The 19,073-nt window shown below is 49.1% G+C and carries 16 protein-coding genes and 1 pseudogene; 9 read left to right on the top strand and 8 right to left on the bottom strand.

Annotation, left to right across the window (positions count from 1 at the left end):
• Nucleotides 1-76: 76 nt before the first annotated feature.
• The 3 genes from fahA to ACM1PF_RS07605 all read right to left on the bottom strand — a co-directional run bounded on the left by fahA (nt 77) and on the right by ACM1PF_RS07605 (nt 3,183).
• On the bottom strand, nt 77-1,387 hold the full coding sequence (gene fahA, locus ACM1PF_RS07615; protein ID WP_416673758.1) for a fumarylacetoacetase: 1,311 nt from the start codon (nt 1,385-1,387) through the stop codon (nt 77-79).
• Nucleotides 1,384-2,283 carry a hypothetical protein gene (locus tag ACM1PF_RS07610; protein ID WP_416673756.1) on the bottom strand — a complete coding sequence of 300 codons (900 nt, stop codon included), beginning with the start codon at nt 2,281-2,283 and terminating at the stop codon, nt 1,384-1,386. The genes fahA and ACM1PF_RS07610 overlap by 4 nt, the downstream gene beginning before the upstream one ends.
• A gap of 393 nt (nt 2,284-2,676) precedes the next feature.
• Entirely contained in the window at nt 2,677-3,183 is a 507-nt protein-coding gene (locus ACM1PF_RS07605) for an Lrp/AsnC family transcriptional regulator (RefSeq protein WP_416673754.1), read from the bottom strand.
• Nucleotides 3,184-3,779: 596 nt separating this feature from the next.
• Between ACM1PF_RS07605 and hppD the strand changes: the two genes are divergently transcribed.
• From hppD to ACM1PF_RS07585, 4 genes are all read left to right on the top strand, one after another.
• On the top strand, nt 3,780-4,907 hold the full coding sequence (hppD, locus tag ACM1PF_RS07600) for a 4-hydroxyphenylpyruvate dioxygenase (protein ID WP_416673751.1): 1,128 nt from the start codon (nt 3,780-3,782) through the stop codon (nt 4,905-4,907).
• Between the two features lie 36 nt (nt 4,908-4,943).
• The gene (locus ACM1PF_RS07595; RefSeq protein ID WP_416673749.1) at nt 4,944-6,101 is read left to right on the top strand and encodes a homogentisate 1,2-dioxygenase; all 1,158 of its coding nucleotides are present in this window, start codon (nt 4,944-4,946) and stop codon (nt 6,099-6,101) included.
• A 39-nt stretch (nt 6,102-6,140) separates the two neighbouring features.
• Nucleotides 6,141-7,046 carry a hypothetical protein gene (locus tag ACM1PF_RS07590; protein WP_416673747.1) on the top strand — a complete coding sequence of 302 codons (906 nt, stop codon included), beginning with the start codon at nt 6,141-6,143 and terminating at the stop codon, nt 7,044-7,046.
• 116 nt (nt 7,047-7,162) lie between these two features.
• Complete coding sequence (locus tag ACM1PF_RS07585) at nt 7,163-9,301, top strand: AMP-binding protein (RefSeq protein ID WP_416673745.1); 2,139 nt, start codon at nt 7,163-7,165, stop codon at nt 9,299-9,301.
• A 30-nt stretch (nt 9,302-9,331) separates the two neighbouring features.
• On the opposite strand, the pseudogene ACM1PF_RS07580 reads toward ACM1PF_RS07585, so the two are convergent.
• Together ACM1PF_RS07580 and ACM1PF_RS07575 are read right to left on the bottom strand one after the other, a co-directional pair.
• Nucleotides 9,332-10,590: pseudogene (locus ACM1PF_RS07580) on the bottom strand (cysteine desulfurase-like protein).
• Nucleotides 10,591-10,614: 24 nt separating this feature from the next.
• Nucleotides 10,615-11,310: a 2OG-Fe dioxygenase family protein gene (locus ACM1PF_RS07575; protein WP_416673743.1), complete on the bottom strand. Its 696-nt coding sequence runs from the start codon at nt 11,308-11,310 to the stop codon at nt 10,615-10,617.
• A 742-nt stretch (nt 11,311-12,052) separates the two neighbouring features.
• Here ACM1PF_RS07575 and ACM1PF_RS07570 point away from each other — a divergent pair.
• The 3 genes from ACM1PF_RS07570 (at nt 12,053) to ACM1PF_RS07560 (ending at nt 15,720) form a co-directional block, all read left to right on the top strand.
• Nucleotides 12,053-12,976 (top strand): M23 family metallopeptidase, encoded by a 924-nt coding sequence (locus tag ACM1PF_RS07570; protein WP_416673740.1) that lies wholly within the window; start codon nt 12,053-12,055, stop codon nt 12,974-12,976.
• A gap of 143 nt (nt 12,977-13,119) precedes the next feature.
• A complete protein-coding gene (locus ACM1PF_RS07565; RefSeq protein ID WP_416673738.1) occupies nt 13,120-14,433 on the top strand; it encodes a P-loop NTPase fold protein in 1,314 nt (437 codons plus the stop codon).
• Between the two features lie 6 nt (nt 14,434-14,439).
• Nucleotides 14,440-15,720: a tetratricopeptide repeat protein gene (locus tag ACM1PF_RS07560; protein ID WP_416673735.1), complete on the top strand. Its 1,281-nt coding sequence runs from the start codon at nt 14,440-14,442 to the stop codon at nt 15,718-15,720.
• Nucleotides 15,721-16,189: 469 nt separating this feature from the next.
• On the opposite strand, the gene ACM1PF_RS07555 is transcribed toward ACM1PF_RS07560, so the two are convergent.
• On the bottom strand, nt 16,190-16,387 hold the full coding sequence (locus tag ACM1PF_RS07555) for a hypothetical protein (RefSeq protein ID WP_416673733.1): 198 nt from the start codon (nt 16,385-16,387) through the stop codon (nt 16,190-16,192).
• 162 nt (nt 16,388-16,549) lie between these two features.
• Between ACM1PF_RS07555 and ACM1PF_RS07550 the strand changes: the two genes are divergently transcribed.
• Nucleotides 16,550-16,672 carry a hypothetical protein gene (locus ACM1PF_RS07550; protein ID WP_416673730.1) on the top strand — a complete coding sequence of 41 codons (123 nt, stop codon included), beginning with the start codon at nt 16,550-16,552 and terminating at the stop codon, nt 16,670-16,672.
• A 267-nt stretch (nt 16,673-16,939) separates the two neighbouring features.
• On the top strand, nt 16,940-17,146 hold the full coding sequence (locus tag ACM1PF_RS07545; protein WP_416673729.1) for a hypothetical protein: 207 nt from the start codon (nt 16,940-16,942) through the stop codon (nt 17,144-17,146).
• Nucleotides 17,147-17,159: 13 nt separating this feature from the next.
• Here ACM1PF_RS07545 and ACM1PF_RS07540 read toward each other — a convergent pair whose 3' ends face one another.
• Complete coding sequence (locus ACM1PF_RS07540; RefSeq protein ID WP_416673727.1) at nt 17,160-18,206, bottom strand: carbonic anhydrase; 1,047 nt, start codon at nt 18,204-18,206, stop codon at nt 17,160-17,162.
• A gap of 408 nt (nt 18,207-18,614) precedes the next feature.
• Entirely contained in the window at nt 18,615-19,001 is a 387-nt protein-coding gene (locus ACM1PF_RS07535) for a nuclear transport factor 2 family protein (RefSeq protein WP_416673724.1), read from the bottom strand.
• Between the last annotated feature and the right edge of the window lie 72 nt (nt 19,002-19,073).

Raw genomic sequence — 19,073 nt, 5'->3', positions numbered from 1 at the left:
CATTTTGATCGTAAGTCACGAGTTGAAATCTTGCACCTGATTGCTCGGCTACCAACGAATTTGTTTCAACTTTGTCTCAACTCACCACTCGCCCACGACATTCCCCTAACCCAATCCGCACATAACCCTCTTTCTCACAATACCCCCGCAGGATTACCTCATCCCCCTCCTGCAAAAACGATCGCATTTCTCCGGTGGGGAGGGCGATCGGTTGGCTACCGCGTTGGGTTAGTTCCAGCAAACAGCCCTGAGTCCCTGCCTCTGCACCTGAAACGGTGCCGCTGGCGAATAGATCTCCCGGACGCAGATTGCAGCCATTGCTGGTGTGATGGGTCAGCATTTGGGCCACAGTCCAATACATTTTTTGAAAGTTAGTTTGGCTCAAGCGCAGGGGTTCTCGTCCTTCCTGGCGCATTTGGGCAGAGGAGAGGAATACTTCTAGCGTCAGGTTAATTCCACCGGACTGTTGATTGGCGGCGGAGGTCAGGTAGGGCAGGGGGGATGGATCGTCTGCGGGACGGGTAAAGGCAGAACTGCGAAAGGGAGCCAATGCCTCCAGCGTCACCACCCAGGGAGAGAGGCTCGTGGCAAAACTTTTTGCCAAAAAGGGCCCCAGGGGTTGATATTCCCAGGCTTGAATATCTCTTGCTGACCAGTCATTCACCAAACAAAGCCCAAACAGATGCTCCTCCGCCTGCTCAAGGGCGATCGATTCTCCCAATTCATTTCCCAAGCCCACAAAGCAGCCCACCTCCAGTTCATAATCCAGCATTTGGGAAGCGGTAAAGCCAGGAGCATTATCCTCTGGGCGTTTCCGTTGACCACTCGGACGCTGAATCGGTGTGTTACTGGCAACGATGGACGAAGCCCGTCCGTGATAGGCGATCGGCACATATTTGTAGTTAGGGAGGAGGGGATTGTCGGGACGAAACAGCTTACCGACGTTGGTAGCGTGAAAAATGGAGGCGTAGAAGTCGGTGTAGTCGCCGATCAGGGCAGGCACTCGCATTTCGGCATCCGCCATCGGAACCAGAATTTTGTCGGCGGAGGGCGGTGGGTTGCCTGCCTGGAGGAGTTGGCTGACATGATGACGTAAAGGCGAGGAAGCCGATCGTCCCATTGCCATCAGGGGATTGAGCACAGAGGCAACACAGGCAACCTGTAGGGGTTCCGGGAGATCCTGAAGCAGTCCAACGGCGTAGCAAGCCGCTAAATCCAAAATTCGATCGCCGATCGCCACGCCAATGTGCGGTGGTTCAGGGCTGCCCGGACGTTGGAACACGCCAAACGGTAAATTTTGGATGGGAAAATCTGTGTCTGTCTGGTTTGCCGATTCAACCCAGCTTCGCAAATTGACATCGTGGGTGGCATCAATGGAACAAGTCATAGGAGGTTTAGGGAATGGAGATCATCGATCGGCTCCTGGAAGGAACACGACCCAAAGGAACGGAAAAACTGACGAGAGTGGATCACTTCATCCAGGGAAAGAGCGCGATCGCGCCAATGAATTTCTGTGTCGGTGAACTGAAAAGAGGCGATCGAGGTTGACTCTAAAATGGCAATTCCTTCATCATGGGTTAAAGTTTGCTGGTGGGCAAAGGCGGACAAAATTGCCACATTCAGAAAACCATGCATGGTGGTGCTGGCACTGTCTGCTTGATCGGTTAAATGGTGCTTGCTGCGGAGGGGATGATGCAATCCGGCGGTCGCCTTAAAGGGAATTTTAGCTTCAGCCAAAGCCAGAATCCGCCCACAGAGTTGGGTACTGTTGGGAAAGGCTTCAGGCGTAACACCCCCCGTCCGCAGCTTGGCGGCAGCATTGGTTTGTTGCAAAACCTGCAAATAAGGATCTAACTCAGCATCAAACGGGATTTCGAAAAAAGAGGTGACTTGATCCGGCAGCTGCGAACAGACTTCCTGAATTTCAGCGGGGGGAAGCGGAGCCACTTCTAAGGTGCTGAGGGCGATCGGTTTACTAGTTTTTTTCAAGTGAGAGCCTGCCGTGAAGGGGCGAAGCTGCTCTAATTCAGTTGCCCAATTTTTGGAAAGAATCACGCTGAGGGATAAGGGTTGGGTTGAATCCTTTGCTTGAGAATCTGCCAGAAAGTTCACTAGCTCAGCTAAGCGGGAAGCTGGCAACACAAACCGATCGAGCATCCAACTGTGAGGAGAAGTTTGGGCGCGATCGTAAATCTTCATTGCCTCAGGCAGACTGAGCTGGGCGGGAGGGAAGAGTCCAGCATAGTCCACGATCGATGAGAGAAGGGGTTTAAGTGAGGTCAAGGGCTGTACCTCCTGCAATCTTGGGTTTATCAAGATTTCGTCTGACTGACATCTTGGCTTCGTTCTGCGATCGCCCGTGAATGAATTGCGGGCTACATCGAAAAAGTCTGATCAATCAGACTGAAAAATCGTTTTAGCAAGCTTCTAGCCTTCGGTGAGCATTGCCCTCTACAATGGCTGCTCGAATTGGGCTGGAGAATTAGTCCATTTGAATGGACTTCACCCCATAGCCCGCAATTCATTCGCGGGTGCTTCAACAAGTTGTAAAATAACTTAAAATTTACCGTTCCTAATCATCCTCCTAACGCAATGTAATGGAAGTTGAAAATTTAATCCGGTTAATTCTGCAATGCAGTTTTTGGACTTCGGTGTGCAACTGCTCACCCTGCAATTCTACTCCGATGTCTCTAACGGTAGAGGAGTTGATGACTTAACCTCACTCAGTACAATACTGGTGCGAATTTTATCAACTCCCGGTAAAGTCCTGACTTTCTTCGCCAAAAACTGCTCTAGCTGTTGGGAATTGGGAACGACCACCTTCAACAGATAGTCAAACTCCCCCGTTAAATGGTGGCATTCCAGCACCTCCGGCAAATCCTTAACTCGTTCACAAAACAATCCCACACATTCCGGTTGCTGATGCGAAAGCGTCACCTGGGTAAAGCACAACAAATCTAAACCCAAGGCTTCCCGGTTCACTAGCGTCACGTAACCCTCAATAAAGCCGTTTTCCTCCAGTCGTTTGAGCCGCTTTTGTAAGCCTGGTGGCGAAAGGTTGAGTTGACGGGCTAATTCTGCACTGCTGATGCGGCTGTTTTGCTGGAGCAGTCGCAGGAGGAGCCGATCTTTGTCGTCAAGCAGTTTAAGTTGCTCCGGTGATTTGGGCATGGGTTGGGGCATGGTTTAAGCGATTTCTTTCGGTGGGTACATGAAGCAGCCAAATTTTATCAGTAGCTTGGGGTTAGGAATCAATAACCTGTGTGATGGCTTTACTTGGTTGACCGGGCGGGCAAGATGCCCACCCCACAAGAGTTATAGATGACAGAGTATTCTTTCCCTAGTAAAACACGCCTACTGAGTCAAGCTCACAAGTTAACGATTCTTACCATACAACTCCTGGAAGTTAAATCTATAATCTAATTATGGCTTCTCAGTTTAGTTTATTAACTGCTCTGAGAAGCCTCAGGAAATCCCCTAAACAGTTGGCACAACACAGTTAACGCTTCAAGTCCAATTGTTGCAACGATATTTTTGTTTACAAACTTTTACTATAGATTTTCAGTTGCAGCGGTTGGGATTGACTTTCCTGACAATCTCCTGAAACTCCAGTTCTTTTGTAGGTTGGGTTGAACAAAGTGAAACCCAACAAGCGTGCAAGATTCAAGTGTTGGGTTTCGTTCCTCAACCCAACCTACGCGAAAATTGTCAAAAAAGTTTACGCACTGTTTTGGCAATTGCAATTCTTCAAACTATTTCCTCTAGTTGGGAGGAACCTGATGACTGATTTTTTTCCAATTCTTTGCTTCGACCACCTTGAGTTTTATGTAGGTAATGCCAGGCAGGCAGCAGGGTTTTATCAAACATTTTTTGGATTTACTAATACGGCACACCGAGGGTTAGAGACGGGTAGTCGCAAAGTCGCTTCTTACTTAATGGAGCAAGGCGACATCCGTTTTGTTTTAAGTACGGCACTGAGTTCTGATCATCCGATCGCCCAGCAGGTGCTCAAACATGGGGATCATGTGGCGGTGATTGCCCTGGAAGTCCCGGATGCGGTGGATGCTTATAAGCAAGTGACGGCAAGGGGAGCGATCGGAGCGATTCCGCCGACTGTGGTTGAGGATGAGCATGGAATGCTTCGCTATGCTGCGATTCATGCCTATGGTGATGTTCTGATTAAGTTCGTCGATCGCACCCACTATCAGGGAATTTTTGCCCCCGAATTTCAGCCTCCCTCTTTGATTCAGCCTGCTATTTCTGATTCATTGGAGAATTCAGTTCCATATCATCAGGGTATGGGGTTGCAAACCATTGATCATATCGTTGCCAATGTTGAGTTAGGGGCGATGGATCAGTGGGTTCAGTTTTTTGCCGATACGATGGGTTTTGAATTACTAGTTCACTTTGATGAAAAGTCCATATCTACTGAGTATTCCGCCTTAATGTCTAAAGTGGTGCAGGATGGATCTAAAAAGATTAAGTTACCGATTAACGAACCCGCTTCAGGCAAACGAAAATCCCAAATTCAGGAATATCTGGACTTTCATGAGGGGGCAGGAATTCAGCATATTGCCTGCTCGACTCACAATATCATTGAAACGGTAATCAAATTGCGGCAGGCTGGGGTGGAGTTTCTGCACGTCCCCCTGACCTACTATGAGGATTTAGAAGTGCGAGTCGGCAAAATTAAGGAGCCGATCGCCTGTCTGGCTGAATTAGGGATTTTAGTCGATCGAGATCAGGACGGTTATTTGCTGCAAATCTTTACCCAACCCGTTGAGGATCGCCCCACTCTGTTCTTTGAAATCATTGAACGGCACGGTGCCCAGAGCTTTGGCGAGGGTAACTTTAAATCCTTATTTGAGGCGATCGAACGAGAACAGGCACTCCGTGGCAACCTATAACTCGCATAAAGGAAGCGGACTGGATGAGGTCAAACCATGACGTATTACTACCGTTTAGGCACAGTTCCCCCCAAGCGACACACGCAGTTTCGGCAGTCGGACGGTTCGCTGTATCACGAAGAACTGATGGGGATACACGGCTTTTCGGGCATCCAGTCATTGCTGTATCATCTGTATCCGCCCACCCAGGTTCATAAGATTTTTCTGGAAAAAACGATCGCACTAGAATTTGAAGATTTTGGACATCTACGGCATCGTCATTTACGAACGCATCAGGTGAACCAGAGCGGAGATGCGATTACATCCCGAATTCCGTTGATGGCGAATGCAGATGTGTGTATTTCAGTGGCGCGACCTGACCAGGAAATGTCCTACTGGTATCGGTTTGCCCACGGGGATGAAGTGATTTTCATCCATGAGGGCAGCGGTGTATTAGAGAGTCAGTATGGAATATTGCCTTACTGTTCGGGAGATTATATTGTGATTTCCACGGGGGTAATGTGGCGAATCGTGCCGGATGCAGAAGTTGCCCAACGAATGCTGGTGATTGAAGCTCAGGGACATATCGAACCGCCTGCCCGTTATCTAAATCGCTACGGACAATTTCTGGAACATTCTCCTTACAATGAACGGGATTTGCATCCGCCGGAAAGATTAATTCCCCACGATGAAATAGGTGAGTTTGAAGTGCGGATCAAAGCCCGCGATCGCATCACCACTTACGTCTATCAGCATCACCCCCTGGATGTCGTCGGTTGGGATGGCTATCTTTATCCCTACACCTTTAACATTGCTGATTTTGAGCCGATCACCGGGCGAATTCACCAACCCCCTCCCGTGCATCAAACCTTTGAGGCTCCCGGATTTGTCATTTGTTCCTTTGTGCCGCGTTTATTTGACTATCACCCCCTCGCCATTCCTGCCCCTTACAACCATTCCAATGTCGATTCCGATGAGGTTCTCTATTACGTAGAGGGTAACTTCATGTCGCGGAAGGGGATTGAGCGATCGTCCATCACAATTCATCCCAATGGCATTCCCCACGGGCCACACCCAGGAATGTATGAAGGGTCGATCGGTCAAAAACAAACGGATGAATTGGCGGTAATGATTGATACTTTTCATCCGCTCCAGTTGACCCGACAGGCGGTGGAACTGGAGGATCAGCACTATTCCTACAGTTGGAGTGATTAAGTTTTAAATCTTAAAAATAGAGTTAGAAGGAGTCTCCTCATGCATTCAGTTTTAACCCCATCTCCCCATCATCTCAGTATTTCTTCACGGATTCAGAATCGTTTCCAGCAGGGAGAGCTAACCCAACAGCAAGTTGAGGATTTCCAAGACTTCTTGAATCAGGTCGATCGAGAGTTTTTCCAGCATCGCGTAATTACGAATAACGAATATACTCGATGGTTTCAGAACGGTAATGCAACCGATGAGCAACTCCGTTATTTTATCCGTCAATTCTCAGTATTCTCCAACCAATTTTTAGTGGCAGCACTGCTGAAAGTGATTAATTCCCCAACGCTTCAGCAATCCCGCTCCAGTCGGGAAATTTTGCTGAATGAATTAGGCGTAATCTACCGGAAATTGGATGGCACAACAGAGCCGAAACTCACCAGAACCGAAGCCGAAAAAGACCGGGAAGGCGATCCAGAATTTGTCAGCACGGAAGGAACGGTCGATGGTGGTATTTGTCGCTTTCGAGCAGCCCATTTTGAATGGTTAACTGCGGTGGCAGAAGGGTTAGATTTGCACTACGAGGATATTGGCAAACGGAAGCATGGCAGTTCCAGTACGCTGCATTTTTGCGATGAGCTGCAACGGCTTTACGGCAGTGATGATCCTAACATTGCAGAGGGAGCCAGTTTTGCGGTGGAAAACTGGGCCGCAGCCGGTTTCTGGCAAGAATTAGAAGATGGACTCACCCTCATTAAACAAACCCGACACCCCCACCTGCGGCTCGCATTTTTCACCTGGCACAACCGGGTAGAAGCACAACACGCGGGACATACCCTGGAAGAACTGGAAGAAGTCTACTTCAAACCCGGATTCGATCGCGCCAAATTTATTCAGGGTGGCAAGGAAATTCTGGATGCGATCGCGGTATTTTGGGATGGTTTGATGAGTGAGGGGTGAGGTAGGGGCGCATCGCAATGCGCCCGTACTAGGAGATGGAGATCCGTAGCGCAGGCATCTTGCCTGCCTGAGGAGGAGTGGGGAGTGGGGAGTAGGGAGTAGGGAGTAGGGAGTACATGGGTAAGCGCGTGTTGTTGGAGCAACTGATTCAGTGTGGAGTGGAGCGGGGTAAGGCGATCGAGTTACTGCCGCGAATTAATCAGTGGCTCGATCAATTATCGGCTGTGGAATGTTGGCGACAAATTAGCAAAAACTTGCTGAAACCCACTGACCCGTTTGCACTGCATGAACTGTTGTACAAAATTACGTTTGCCAATTGGGAGGCTCACCAGGGATGTCCGCCTGCCTGGTTTCCCACGGATGAACAGATTCAAGCGACGAACATTGCAGAGCTGATGAGAAATTTAGGTATCCATTCCTATGCCGAACTCCATGCCTGGTCTGTGCGCGATCGCCTCTCGTTCTGGGAAACCATGATTCAGCGGCTTGGAATTCGGTTGCAGAAACCCTATACTCAGCTGGTTGATTTATCGAAGGGCGTAGAATTTCCCCGATGGTGCGTGGATGCTCAACTAAACATCGTCGAAAGCTGTTTTCAGGCGGCTGATGATGCGATTGCGATCGTGTTTCAGCGAGAAGGAAAATCTCTGGAACACTGGACGTACAAGCAGTTGCAGGATCTAACGAACCATGTGGCGAATGGTTTGGTGAGTTTAGGATTTCAACCAGGGGATGCGATCGCCGTTGATCTGCCGATGACGGCTGAATCCGTTGCGATTTATTTAGGAATCATTAAAACCGGATGCGTGGTGGTATCGATCGCCGATAGTTTTGCACCAGCGGAAATTGCAGTTCGGCTCCGGATCGCCAACACCAAAGCGATCTTTACTCAGGATTGGATTCACCGTTGCGGGAAACAACTGCCGCTCTATACCAAAGTGGTTGAGGCAAATGCACCAATGGCGATCATGCTGTCCCAGAATTCAGACTCGGTGATAGAACTGCGATCGGGCGATTTAGCCTGGAAGGAGTTCCTCAGTCCGAATCCAGGCTTTGATGCCGTTCCCATGCCTCCCTCTGCCCATACCAATATTCTGTTTTCCTCTGGAACGACGGGCGAACCCAAGGCGATTCCCTGGACACACACCACCCCCATTAAATGCGCCAGTGATGGGCATTTGCACCACGATATTCATCCAGGGGATGTCATCGCCTGGCCGACCAACTTGGGCTGGATGATGGGCCCCTGGTTAATCTATACCAGTTTAATCAACCGAGCCACGATCGCCCTATACGAAGATGCACCCACCACACGAGGCTATGGTCAATTCATTCAGGATGCCCGCGTCACAATGTTGGGAGTTGTACCGAGCCTGGTCAGCAGTTGGAAGGTCAGCCACTGTATGCAGGGACTGGATTGGAGCCATATTAAAGTCTTCAGTTCCACAGGGGAATGTTCCAATCCTCAAGATATGTTATTTCTCATGTCGTTGGCAGGATATAAACCGATCGTTGAATATTGCGGTGGTACTGAAATTGGCGGTGCTTATATTACAGGAACTCTGGTTCAGCCCTGCATTCCCTCAACGTTCACTACACCTGCTCTGGGATTAGATTTTGTCATTCTCGACGCAGACGATCGCCCTGCCCACAAAGGAGAAGGACTCATCATTCCCCCCTCGATCGGACTTTCCACCGAATTACTCAACAAAGATCACCATCAAGTCTATTTTGCCAACCCCCCAAGCTTAAGTTTTCAAATTCAAGACATAGAACTAACCCAAGATCCATCTTCCTCCTCCTCACTCCTCACTCCTCGCTCCTCACTCCCCATACCCCTCCGCCACCACGGAGACTACCTCGAACGCCTGCCCAACGGCTACTACCGCACGGGAGGACGAGTCGATGACACGATGAATTTGGGGGGGATTAAGGTCAGTTCGGCAGAGATTGAACAGACACTCAATACAGTTCCAGAAATTTGTGAAACAGCAGCGATCGCCCTTTCTCCCCCAGAAGGCGGGCCCGATCGACTGATTATCTATGCGGTTTTGGCAGATTCCCACTCAAAATCACCTCCCGAACTCAAAACCCTGCTGCAACAGACGATCGCCCAACAGCTTAACCCACTCTTCAAAATTTGGGATCTGGTGATCGTAGAGTCCCTGCCCCGGACGGCATCCAATAAGGTGATGCGGCGAGTGTTGCGCGATCGGTATGGCAACGAATGTAATCAGCAGGATAGCGTGAGGTGACTGCGAACCAGAAACGAATAGTTAAGGATTTTATGCAGCAACCGGATGCACCGCTAGCTCATGCAGAACCTGTAACATCCATCGAATTTCTTCGATCGTGTTGTAATGGGTACAGCCAATTCTCAGTAAACCGCCACTGGATTCTAGTCCCAATCGCTGCGTCAAATTCAGCGCATAGAAATTGCCATTCCAGGTGAAAATCCCTCGATCGCCCAATGCTTTGGCCAGTTCCAAGGGAGTATAGCCCGTCAGCCGCAGCCCCACCGTGGGAGTCCGCCAGGCAAATTTGGTCGGATCGGTAATGCCGTAGAGGGTAACGCCGGGAATCTCTAGTAAATGGGGAATCATGTACTCTGAGAGCGATCGTTCGTATTCCTGAATACTGACCATTGCCGACATCAAGGCATTCCGGCGATTTGTGGCAATGGGTGTAACCTGTTGTCCTAATTCCGATAAGTAGTCAATGCTGGCGACCAATCCAGCCAATCCTTCAAAGTTTTGCGTACCCGTTTCCCAGCAAAAGGGACTTTCATCAGGAGCGGGACGGGGCTTATAGGGGTGGAGGCGGGTCAGATGTTCTCGCTTGCCGTAGAGAATGCCGATATGGGGCCAAAGAATTTATAGGCAGAACAGACGAGAAAATCACAATCGAGCGATCGCACATTGATTAAGCCGTGGGGGGCATAGTGAACCGCATCCACAAACACCATTGCCCCGACCGCATGGGCTAACCGCACCACCTGAGCCACATTGTTAATGGTGCCAACCGCATTGGAGGCATAGCCGATCGCCACTAATTTGGTGCGCTCTGTAATTTGATGCGCCAGATCGGTCATATCTAAGGTACAGTCCGCTTCGTTCAGCTTTACCGTGCGAATTACCACTCCCCGTTCCGCCAGAGCTAACCAGGGAGCCACGTTAGCATCATGATCCAGGCTGGTGACAACGATTTCATCCCCTGGCTGCAAGTCTCGTCCGATCGATCGGCTGATGGCAAAGGTCAGTGTAGTCATGTTTGCGCCAAAAACCACCTCATCGGGGTCACAGCCCAAAAAGTCTGCAACGGCTCCTCTTGCCTGCTCCACGAGTGCCTCGGTTCTGACACTGGTGGCAAAGGCTCCATGCAAATTGGCGTTTGATGTGATCAGGTGATGACCGATCGCATCGATCACTCGTTTAGGAACCTGGGTTCCGCCAGGGCCATCTAAAAAGGCGATCGGATGCCCGTTTATTTCCTGTTGCAGGGCAGGGAACTGGGATCGAATCCAGCCCAAATCAAGAATCGTCATGATATGCTCCTGTTGAGTCTGGCTTTATGCTTCATCGGGTGGAAATAGTCCGGGGCAGGTGAGGACAAAGACATCCCGTGTTCCCATCTCATCCGTGGTCGCATTCACGGGTGAGGTGTAGTGGAAATATTGTTCATCACGGAATACTAAAAATTCTCCTGGATTTAATACTTTACTAAATGCAGGAGGGGTATCTTTGGTTTTGTAAAGATGGGTTTCACCACCACCAATGCCGTGGCGATCGACCGAGAAAATGCCGACGACATCCACACCATCCCGGTGAATTCCTTCAGGAGCTGGATTCCCTAATTTTTCAGAAGAGGCAGTTGTGCGAATCTGGTGAACGCCAATTTCCTGAGAGGTAGAACAAAGCTGGCAAAACTGAAAGAATTCCCAAATTAACCGTTGGAAATCCTCTAGTTGAATTAATTCATCATCTAATTCTGCGTATTCTCGCACCACATCTCCCAGGAGCGGATTGTGTTCTCGACTTTGAAATAAACGACGATGGGGTAACTTGGTGAGGCGATCGCCATCGACTTTGAAGTGGGAGAGTCGTCTGAAGCGATAGCCTCCCTCTAAATAGGGATCTTGGGGTAAATGGGCAAAGGATTGTTTAAAGTCGTTAACGTGAATGGCCGTTAACATTTCTAAAATATAGCTGGCCAGACAGTTCGCCTCTGGCTTGATAAATTCTTCCGCTTTAGATAAATTCAACATTTGATTCAACACCTCGTTTTGCTCAGTTCCAGCAGGCAGTTCAGGCTTCTGCTGTGTCAGGTATTTGGGTAATCTTTCAGCAATGACTACTTCATCAATTGCAAGCTTCGCCTGTCTCTAACGGTTTTCAACATGAAGAGAAGGGAGTTAGAAATCGTACGAATTGCAGTAAAAAACCACACTGCTTGTGGGTAAATTGAAACCGTAATTGAGATCAGATGTAGACCCCCATTGAACGCAAATTGCGCTGGTAGCATTGCGCTTGAAAGAGGGGATTTGACAAGTTGATCTCGCTACTCTCAATTTTAATTGGATTTTTGGCGATCGTCGATCTACCCAATTGCAGGCTCATATTAATTGTATTTTTTGTAACACGATCGCCATGAGTTCGGAGCGTGGTTCCTGAAAGCTCCCACCTGAGTCCAGTAGGTTTATGCCAGCAGTAAGTTTTTAAAATTTTCATGAGGCTGAAGGCGGATTTGAGGAATTTTCTATCTTCATCTGGTAATTGTGGTTTGTAGGCAACAACACGGAGCAGACTCAATAAATCTAAGTCTAACTGAGGAAATTGAGGAAATACTCCGGCAAGGTGTTCCCTGCTCTCTACTTCTATATTTAGCTACCTGATTTGAATGGATTGCCAATTGTATAGCGATTGATCACCCATCGTTAGCCAGTTTTCATGACGTTCTTCCTATTAGTAGGGCTATTTTTACATCTATCATCTACCGAGCGACCCCCAATGAGGATTTATCCCCCCAACCTCGACAAGCGCGATCGTTATACCCTCCAGATCTCTCCCCTTGCTAACGTCTCCTGCCCCATTCCTGCATGGACATCCGCAACGACCCCAGCCGAAATTCACGAAATTGGCCAACTGAAACGGTTTTGCTCTCAGCAGCGTCAGCATCGGCGCAGAAGGCGACGGACAAAAACCAATCTTTCCCGGAACCAGTCGGTTCATCCCCTGAATGCAATCTGGCGCATTGGAGCCCTTTTGTGCTTGAGTGTCCATCTTGCTTCCTACAGTTCTAACGCTTCTGAATCCACTATTCCCCCCCAACTCATCCCTTCAGATCTGCTTTCCGTTCATTCAGAAACCCGGCAGGACTTTATCCCTTTAGCCGAGACAAAGCCATCAGAAAGAACTGAAAGCAATGTAGCCCTCAATGCGGTGAATTTGCATATTCAGGAAGAAGTGATACCGGAAATTGAGGAACCTATTATCACTGAAACTCCAACAGTTGAGGAACCTACTGAGGAACTCACTGAGGAACGAGCATTTGGGTTTACTAATCCTGTCGTAGGATTTCCTATTACCAGTAAGTTTGGCAGCAGAGTTCATCCGATTACGGGCGATGTGCGTTTTCATCAGGGAATTGATATTGGTACGCCAACGGGTACGCCTATTAGAACGGCTGGAGCAGGAACAGTTGTATTTGCGGGGTGGAGTGATGGATATGGTAAAAAGATTGTGATTGATCATGGTAAAGGATACGAAACGCTCTATGCCCATCTCGATCAGTTATTCGTCAAAGTCGGCGATCGACTGTCTGATGGAGCGATCGTGGGTTTGTCGGGGAGTACAGGCCATGTCACTGGGCCCCATTTGCATTTTGAGATTCAGTTGAATGCAGTGGCTCGTGATCCGTTGAATTATTTTTAATCAGGTGAAGGTAACACCCTGGTGCGATCGGGGCTTGACCCACCCCTAACCCCTCCCAAGAGGGGAATACAGTCAGGTTTAGCTGAAAAATGCTTTAACTAGTCGGTATGATAATGGCAGTAGTGTTATTATGACCGTTCTTCATGCCTGCATCGCTCCTGGAAAGATTCCGCCAAGCCTACCGTGATCTAGATTTGTTTCCTCTATTGAGCGCACAGCAGATCGAGGATTTTCGGGTGGATTATGGGCAGGACACGCTGGCCCGCTTGGAGCAGGCGATCGATGATGCGGATCAGGACGGCAAGCTGATTTTCTCTGGGCATCGAGGCTGCGGTAAATCAACGCTGCTGGCTCGGTTTGGCAGGGAGATGATGCAGCAGGGCTACTTTGTCGTCTTCTTTTCCATTGCGGAGATGGTGGAAATGTCTGCGGTGGATCACATCAATATCCTGTACGCGATCGCCGTACAGCTTCTGAGCAAAGCCACTGAGCGGCAGGTGCCCATTCCACCGAAAGAAAAAGATGCCATTCTCACCTGGCTTGCCACCACCCGCACTGAAACGACTTCTCGCAGTCTCACGGGAGAGGCAGGGATTGGGGGAGATATCCTGAAACTGGTGACAGCCAAGCTGAAAACGGAATCAACCTTTCGAGAGGAAATTAAGCGCACTTACGAACGGCGCATTTCTGAGCTAGTGGAGAAAGTTGAAACTATTGCCAAATGTGTTCGAGATGCGACGAAAAAAGAAGTTTTGGTGATTATTGATGATCTGGACAAGCTGGATCTCAAGCTTGTGGAAGAAATCTACAAGAAGAATATCAATGCCCTGTTTCAGCCGAAGATTCGCATTGTATTTACCATTCCCATTGCTGTGATCCGGGATATTGAGTTGCGTACGATTTTGCAAACGGCATCGGGGAGTCCGATTCAGCAAATGGAAGTGGTCAAGTTCTTCTCCAGGGAAAATCGCCACCGTTCTGGGGCAGTGCCAGAGGAGAGTAAGGTCAGGCTGCTGTTGGAGGTGCTTCAGCGACGGATCGAGTCAGATCTGATTGAACCAGATACGGCCCACGAGCTGATTTTGAGTAGTGGCGGGGTCATGCGGGAACTGGTGAGGATTGCGCGGGCCTGTTGTTCCCAATGTTTGCTGCTGCTGCGTCGTGAACCGGAACGAACAGAAATCAAAATTACCGATGAGATTTTAGAATTGGCTTTGCGCGATCTGCGGAATGATTTTGCTGCTTCCTTGGGAACCAGTCGCTACCAGATCTTAGCCACCACGTATCATCATGGAGAGCCAGAGGAGGTCAATGATCCAGAATTTTTGCTCCTATTGCACGGACTGTATGTGCTGGAGTATCGCAACGGTGACCTCTGGTATGATGTGCATCCAATGCTGCTGGAGTTGCTGAAACGCAGAAATTTGATTGAAACTGAATCGGAACAGGATGGTTAAATCATCATGCAAGCCGTTGAATGGGAGCTAGAGGATCAACACAGCTATGACCGTCTGATGGTTGCGTTGGAAGCCAGTCAGGGCAAACTGGATTTGCTGATTGCCGTGTGTGATGACCTCAACTTGCAGGAAACGGTGATTCAAACCTACATTGCTGAGTTACAGCAGCAGGGCATTGCCCATTACCGAGTTTTTATCCAACGGCAAGATCCGCGTTTGCGATACACCCTACAGCAACTGGTGCAACAACAGCCTGAATTGCAGCAGGAAGGCTCTGGTGTGGTGACAGTACAGGGGTTGAATGATCTGTTGGGGGTGCGTTTAGGAGCAGCAACTTCTGAGCAAGAGCGGTTGTTGGGCTATCTGCAATGGACGCGAGAGGCGTTGCGGGAGTTTAATTTTCCAGTGGTGATCTGGGTGAACTCGGCATTATTAGCCCAATTGGCGGAAAAGGCTCCCGATTTTTGGAGTTGGCGGGGTGGCGTGTTTTGGTTTGTGGGCAAGGCGGGTTTGCCTGAACCCATAGAATCTCCAGCGTCACATCTCCCCAAGTCTCCTGCAAAACCCCTGGATCCGGAGCTAGCCAATCTGTTGACGCGGATTGAAGCAATGGAGCAGCAGCAGGGACGGGATGCGCCACAGTTGGCAGAGTTGTACGAGCAGCTAGGCCAGGTTTATGCCCAACGGTTTCACAGCAGTTCAAATCGTCAGTTTGCGATTCAAGCCTACAGGCGATCGATTCAACTGCAACGTCGGCTCGGTTCAAAGGCAGAACTGGCGGAAAGTTTAAAACGGTTAGGGGATTTATATTTTGAACTGCAAGACAATGTCAACCAGGCGGCTGAGGCTTATCAGGAGGCGCTCGATCTGTATCGGGAAGTGGGAGATCGAATCGGAGAAGCCAACACCTTACAAGCGATCAGCGATGTGCTGCAATTTCTTAAACGAAGTAATGAAGCGTTATCGAACTATGAGCAAGCCATCGGACTTTATCGTGAAGTGGGAGATCGAATCGGAGAAGCCAACGTCCTGCAAGAATTTGGCAAGTTGCAGGAAGACCGATCAGCCGGGTTAGATTATCTACAACAGGCACAGACAATTTATCAACAAACTGGCGACCAATACAGCCAGAGCCGCAACCTGCTGTTTATGGCAGATTGTTATGTCCAGCTTCAACAGACAGATGCCGCCATCGAAGCATTGCAACAAGCCGCAGAACTGGCCAGCAGGATTGGCTTTGAACCTCTTCAACAATATGCCCTGAACAAAATTGCTGAACTACAATAGCCCACTCCAGCTTCAAAAACCTGGTTTCCGGGGTTGTTCTTCAGGCTCAGGGGATGGCACTACGTTCTATTAGAGCTGTCGGTTTTCCTTCTGGTGCTGCTCATCTGGTGGATAGCTCACAGATGATGACTCACGAGGGATGGAGCGGGTGAGCCAAACCAGTGAAATGAACTGTTCCGTCGATCGCCCAGAACATCACAACGTCAGGTTTAATCATCCTCAATTTCGTCAATTTTATGGCGATCGCTAAGTCTCTCAACCTTTGTTTTCTTTTGCCTCTAAAGTGTCTAAAGCCTCAGTAAGAAGTATCTCCACAGTCACACTGAGCGATCGTCTGTCCTTCTCAGCTAACCGATCCAGATTCTCTTGTAGGTTGGGTTAGCGATAGCGTAACCCAACGAAATGCAGGAAGGCGTTGGGTTTCACGCTGTTCAACCCAACCTACAAAAAAGATTTGTCAGCCAACCAGCTAACCCACCTCATCCAACCGATCGAGGTTAAATTTCTCAATAACTTCCTTTTGCTCTGCTTCCTCCAACCAACGATCGATCGCCTCATTCACAATTGCATTAACCGAGGAATCCTTAATGCCTGCCATTGCTTTCAGCAGGCGATCCTTTTCCTCGGTAATGTAGACCCTGATCTGTGGTTTAGCTGGCTTAGGCACGAATTTAAAGATATCAAGGCGACTTACCCATGATCTTTAATTTAGTAATTCAAATCTAGGGATATTGCCTTATAAAGGCTATTACCTTATCATTAAAACAATACAAAAATCACCTGGGACTCCTACGAGATCTGGGTTACACGCTCATGAGGTTTTATTCCTATGATTACCCTTACTGATGATGAAGTCGCCCTCCTTCGCGCCCTCCTCACCGCCCTCCGTGCCATCAAAGTTCGAGACATCGACAAAGCCCTGGTAATCCTATCCAAACAAAAACACCCATAACCACTCAATCACTACATCTCTTGTGGGGTGGGCATCTTGCCCGCCCAGTCCCCAGAACCTACCCTTGTGGGGTGGGCATCTTGCTCACCCAGTCCCCAGTGAAACCTCTTGTGGGGTGGGCATCCTGCCCGCCCAGTCCCCAGAACCTACCCTTGTGGGGCAGGCATCTTGCTCACCCAGTCCAACCTCGTGTGGGGTGGGCATCCTGCCCGCCCATTCCACCAACCATCCCTCTCCTCAAACCATCTACCCCCAAAGACTCCAGCCATGATTACCCTCACTGACGAGCAAGCCAGAACCCTGCATCAACTCCTCACTCGCATCCTGCTCAACGAAACCTACAGAATCTCCGATGTAGAAGATGCATTGGTTTGGACTTCTCCTGAAAATCGGCAAATCCTCTGCCCCTTCGATTCCGTCTGGTCGAGAAACTTGGCGCAGGAGATTGTCCGAGAACTGCGGAATCAGCCTTAGGGAGGGGCGATCGCTAGAACTGGTGAACCAGAATGAAAAAATTGCCGATCTCGATCGCATCAGACTGGCTTAACGGGTACAACTGATTGGGATGAATTTTGCGATCGTTCAAGTAGCAGCCTGCTCTACTGTTAGCATCGATTAAACAGTAGCCTTCCGGCTGAACCACAATTTTGGCGTGAATCCGATCGATGGTGTCACCGTTCAGCACCAGATTACAACCCCGACCTCTGCCGATCGTGCATTCAGTTTGAGCATTTAGCTCTGGCGCACAAAAAACTTCCTGGTATTCGCCTGAATCAAGGTTGGTGATTTTGAGATGCAGCATTCGCTTCGGCTGAGATTGCCCATCTAGCCGGGAAAATCGGGAGAAAACAGGCTTTCCGTGGGTGCGAATTGTGGCCTGTTGAGAAGTGGCGATCGACAAAATCGAAACTTCGCCAGTTTTGAGATCAAAATAGCCGCCAACTAGCTGCAATCGCTTTTCGTCCAGCAATTGAGCCACGATCGGAGCATTGCGGAGTCGCTCCGTTTGCAGCAGGATATTCTCTCTCACCCCATTGTCGATCGCATCTCCAGGTTGCCGGAGGGAACGAGCGATCGCCGGTTGAATCAGGTCTGTCAGCGTATGCAAATGCCCAATCAACTGCCCCCCAGTCAAGGCTGCTTTAACCGCACCACACTGGCTATGCCCCAGCACAAGCAGTACTCTGGTTTGCAGAATCGATACCCCATACTCGATGCTGGCAAGCTCACTCGGTGTCACCACATTTCCAGCCACTCGCACCACAAACAGATCCCCCAACCCCTGATCAAAAATCACTTCCAACGGCACGCGGGAATCAGAACAACCGAGAATCGTGGCAAAGGGCTTTTGTTCTTTACTCAATTCACTCAGGCGATCGGCAGACTGATTGGGGTTATGCGCTTTCTGCCTCACAAATCGATGGTTGCCCGCTAATAGTTTTCGCAGGGCTTGATCAGCAGTCAATTCACTGTCTTGGGGAATGGTGTTGTTTTGGGGAATGGTGTGGGATGGGTTGGGGTGTTTTATCAGCATAGTGCTCAGGGGGCTTAGAAATTAAATAGCACCTGACTATTGCCTTTTCATCTAAAATCCTGGTTTATCCGGCAATCTTTCAGATACCAGAATAGACAAGACTGATGCTCTACCCAGAAAAAGCTTTATGCTGAAGCCATCCTACGGCTGTTCAGTAGAATCTCGTTACTGCTTCCATTTAAACCACCGCTGATTGCAAGACCAGTGCCTAATCCTGGATGGGGCATCCCACCGCTTTATCTTCTGCTAAATGATGTTTAATTACTCTGGACTGGTTGCGGTCAGGTTCTCTTGCTCCCAGACGATCGTTTGCTGCAATGCGTCCTCTTCAGTAATGGGTTCCACATAGCCCAACTCTTCTCGAAACCGAGTGGTATCGATCGCCAGGTGATACTGCCACTAGAATTTTCATGACGTGGAGTGAAGGGGAATAATTTGGCTTACATGACCTGCGACAATCTGCCAGCGGTTGTTTCGCTGTAACCAGACGCGAGTGAATCGATAGACTTCAGAAAACACTTGATCGTTAAGAATGCCTTCGATTTTCGCTTTCAAGGTGACGATGACACAATCCTGACTAAAAGGATGAATTTGGCGATCGCTAATGTCCAACGTTGTAAATCGGAAAATTCCAGAGCGGTGCGCTTCCAGATCTTGCTCTTTGTTGCTCACAAACCCTGTATGCATTGTCCAGACTAAATCGTTGGCGATGAGATCGTCTAACACGGCAACATCACTATTGAGCATTGCCTGTCGTAATTTCTCTTCTAGCTCTTCAATTAAGGTATTCTCCATTGGATACGTCGCCTTTATCTCAATCCAATATTATTCTCCTTCATCCAGCAAGGAAAAGGTGATCAGGTGTAT

It is taken from the genome of Egbenema bharatensis FJBBOT/2019 (assembly GCF_048077055.1).
Taxonomy (GTDB): Bacteria; Cyanobacteriota; Cyanobacteriia; order Elainellales; family Elainellaceae; genus Egbenema; species Egbenema bharatensis.
The sequence above is the reverse complement of the archived record's forward strand: the minus strand, read 5'-3'. Positions and strand labels throughout refer to the sequence as shown.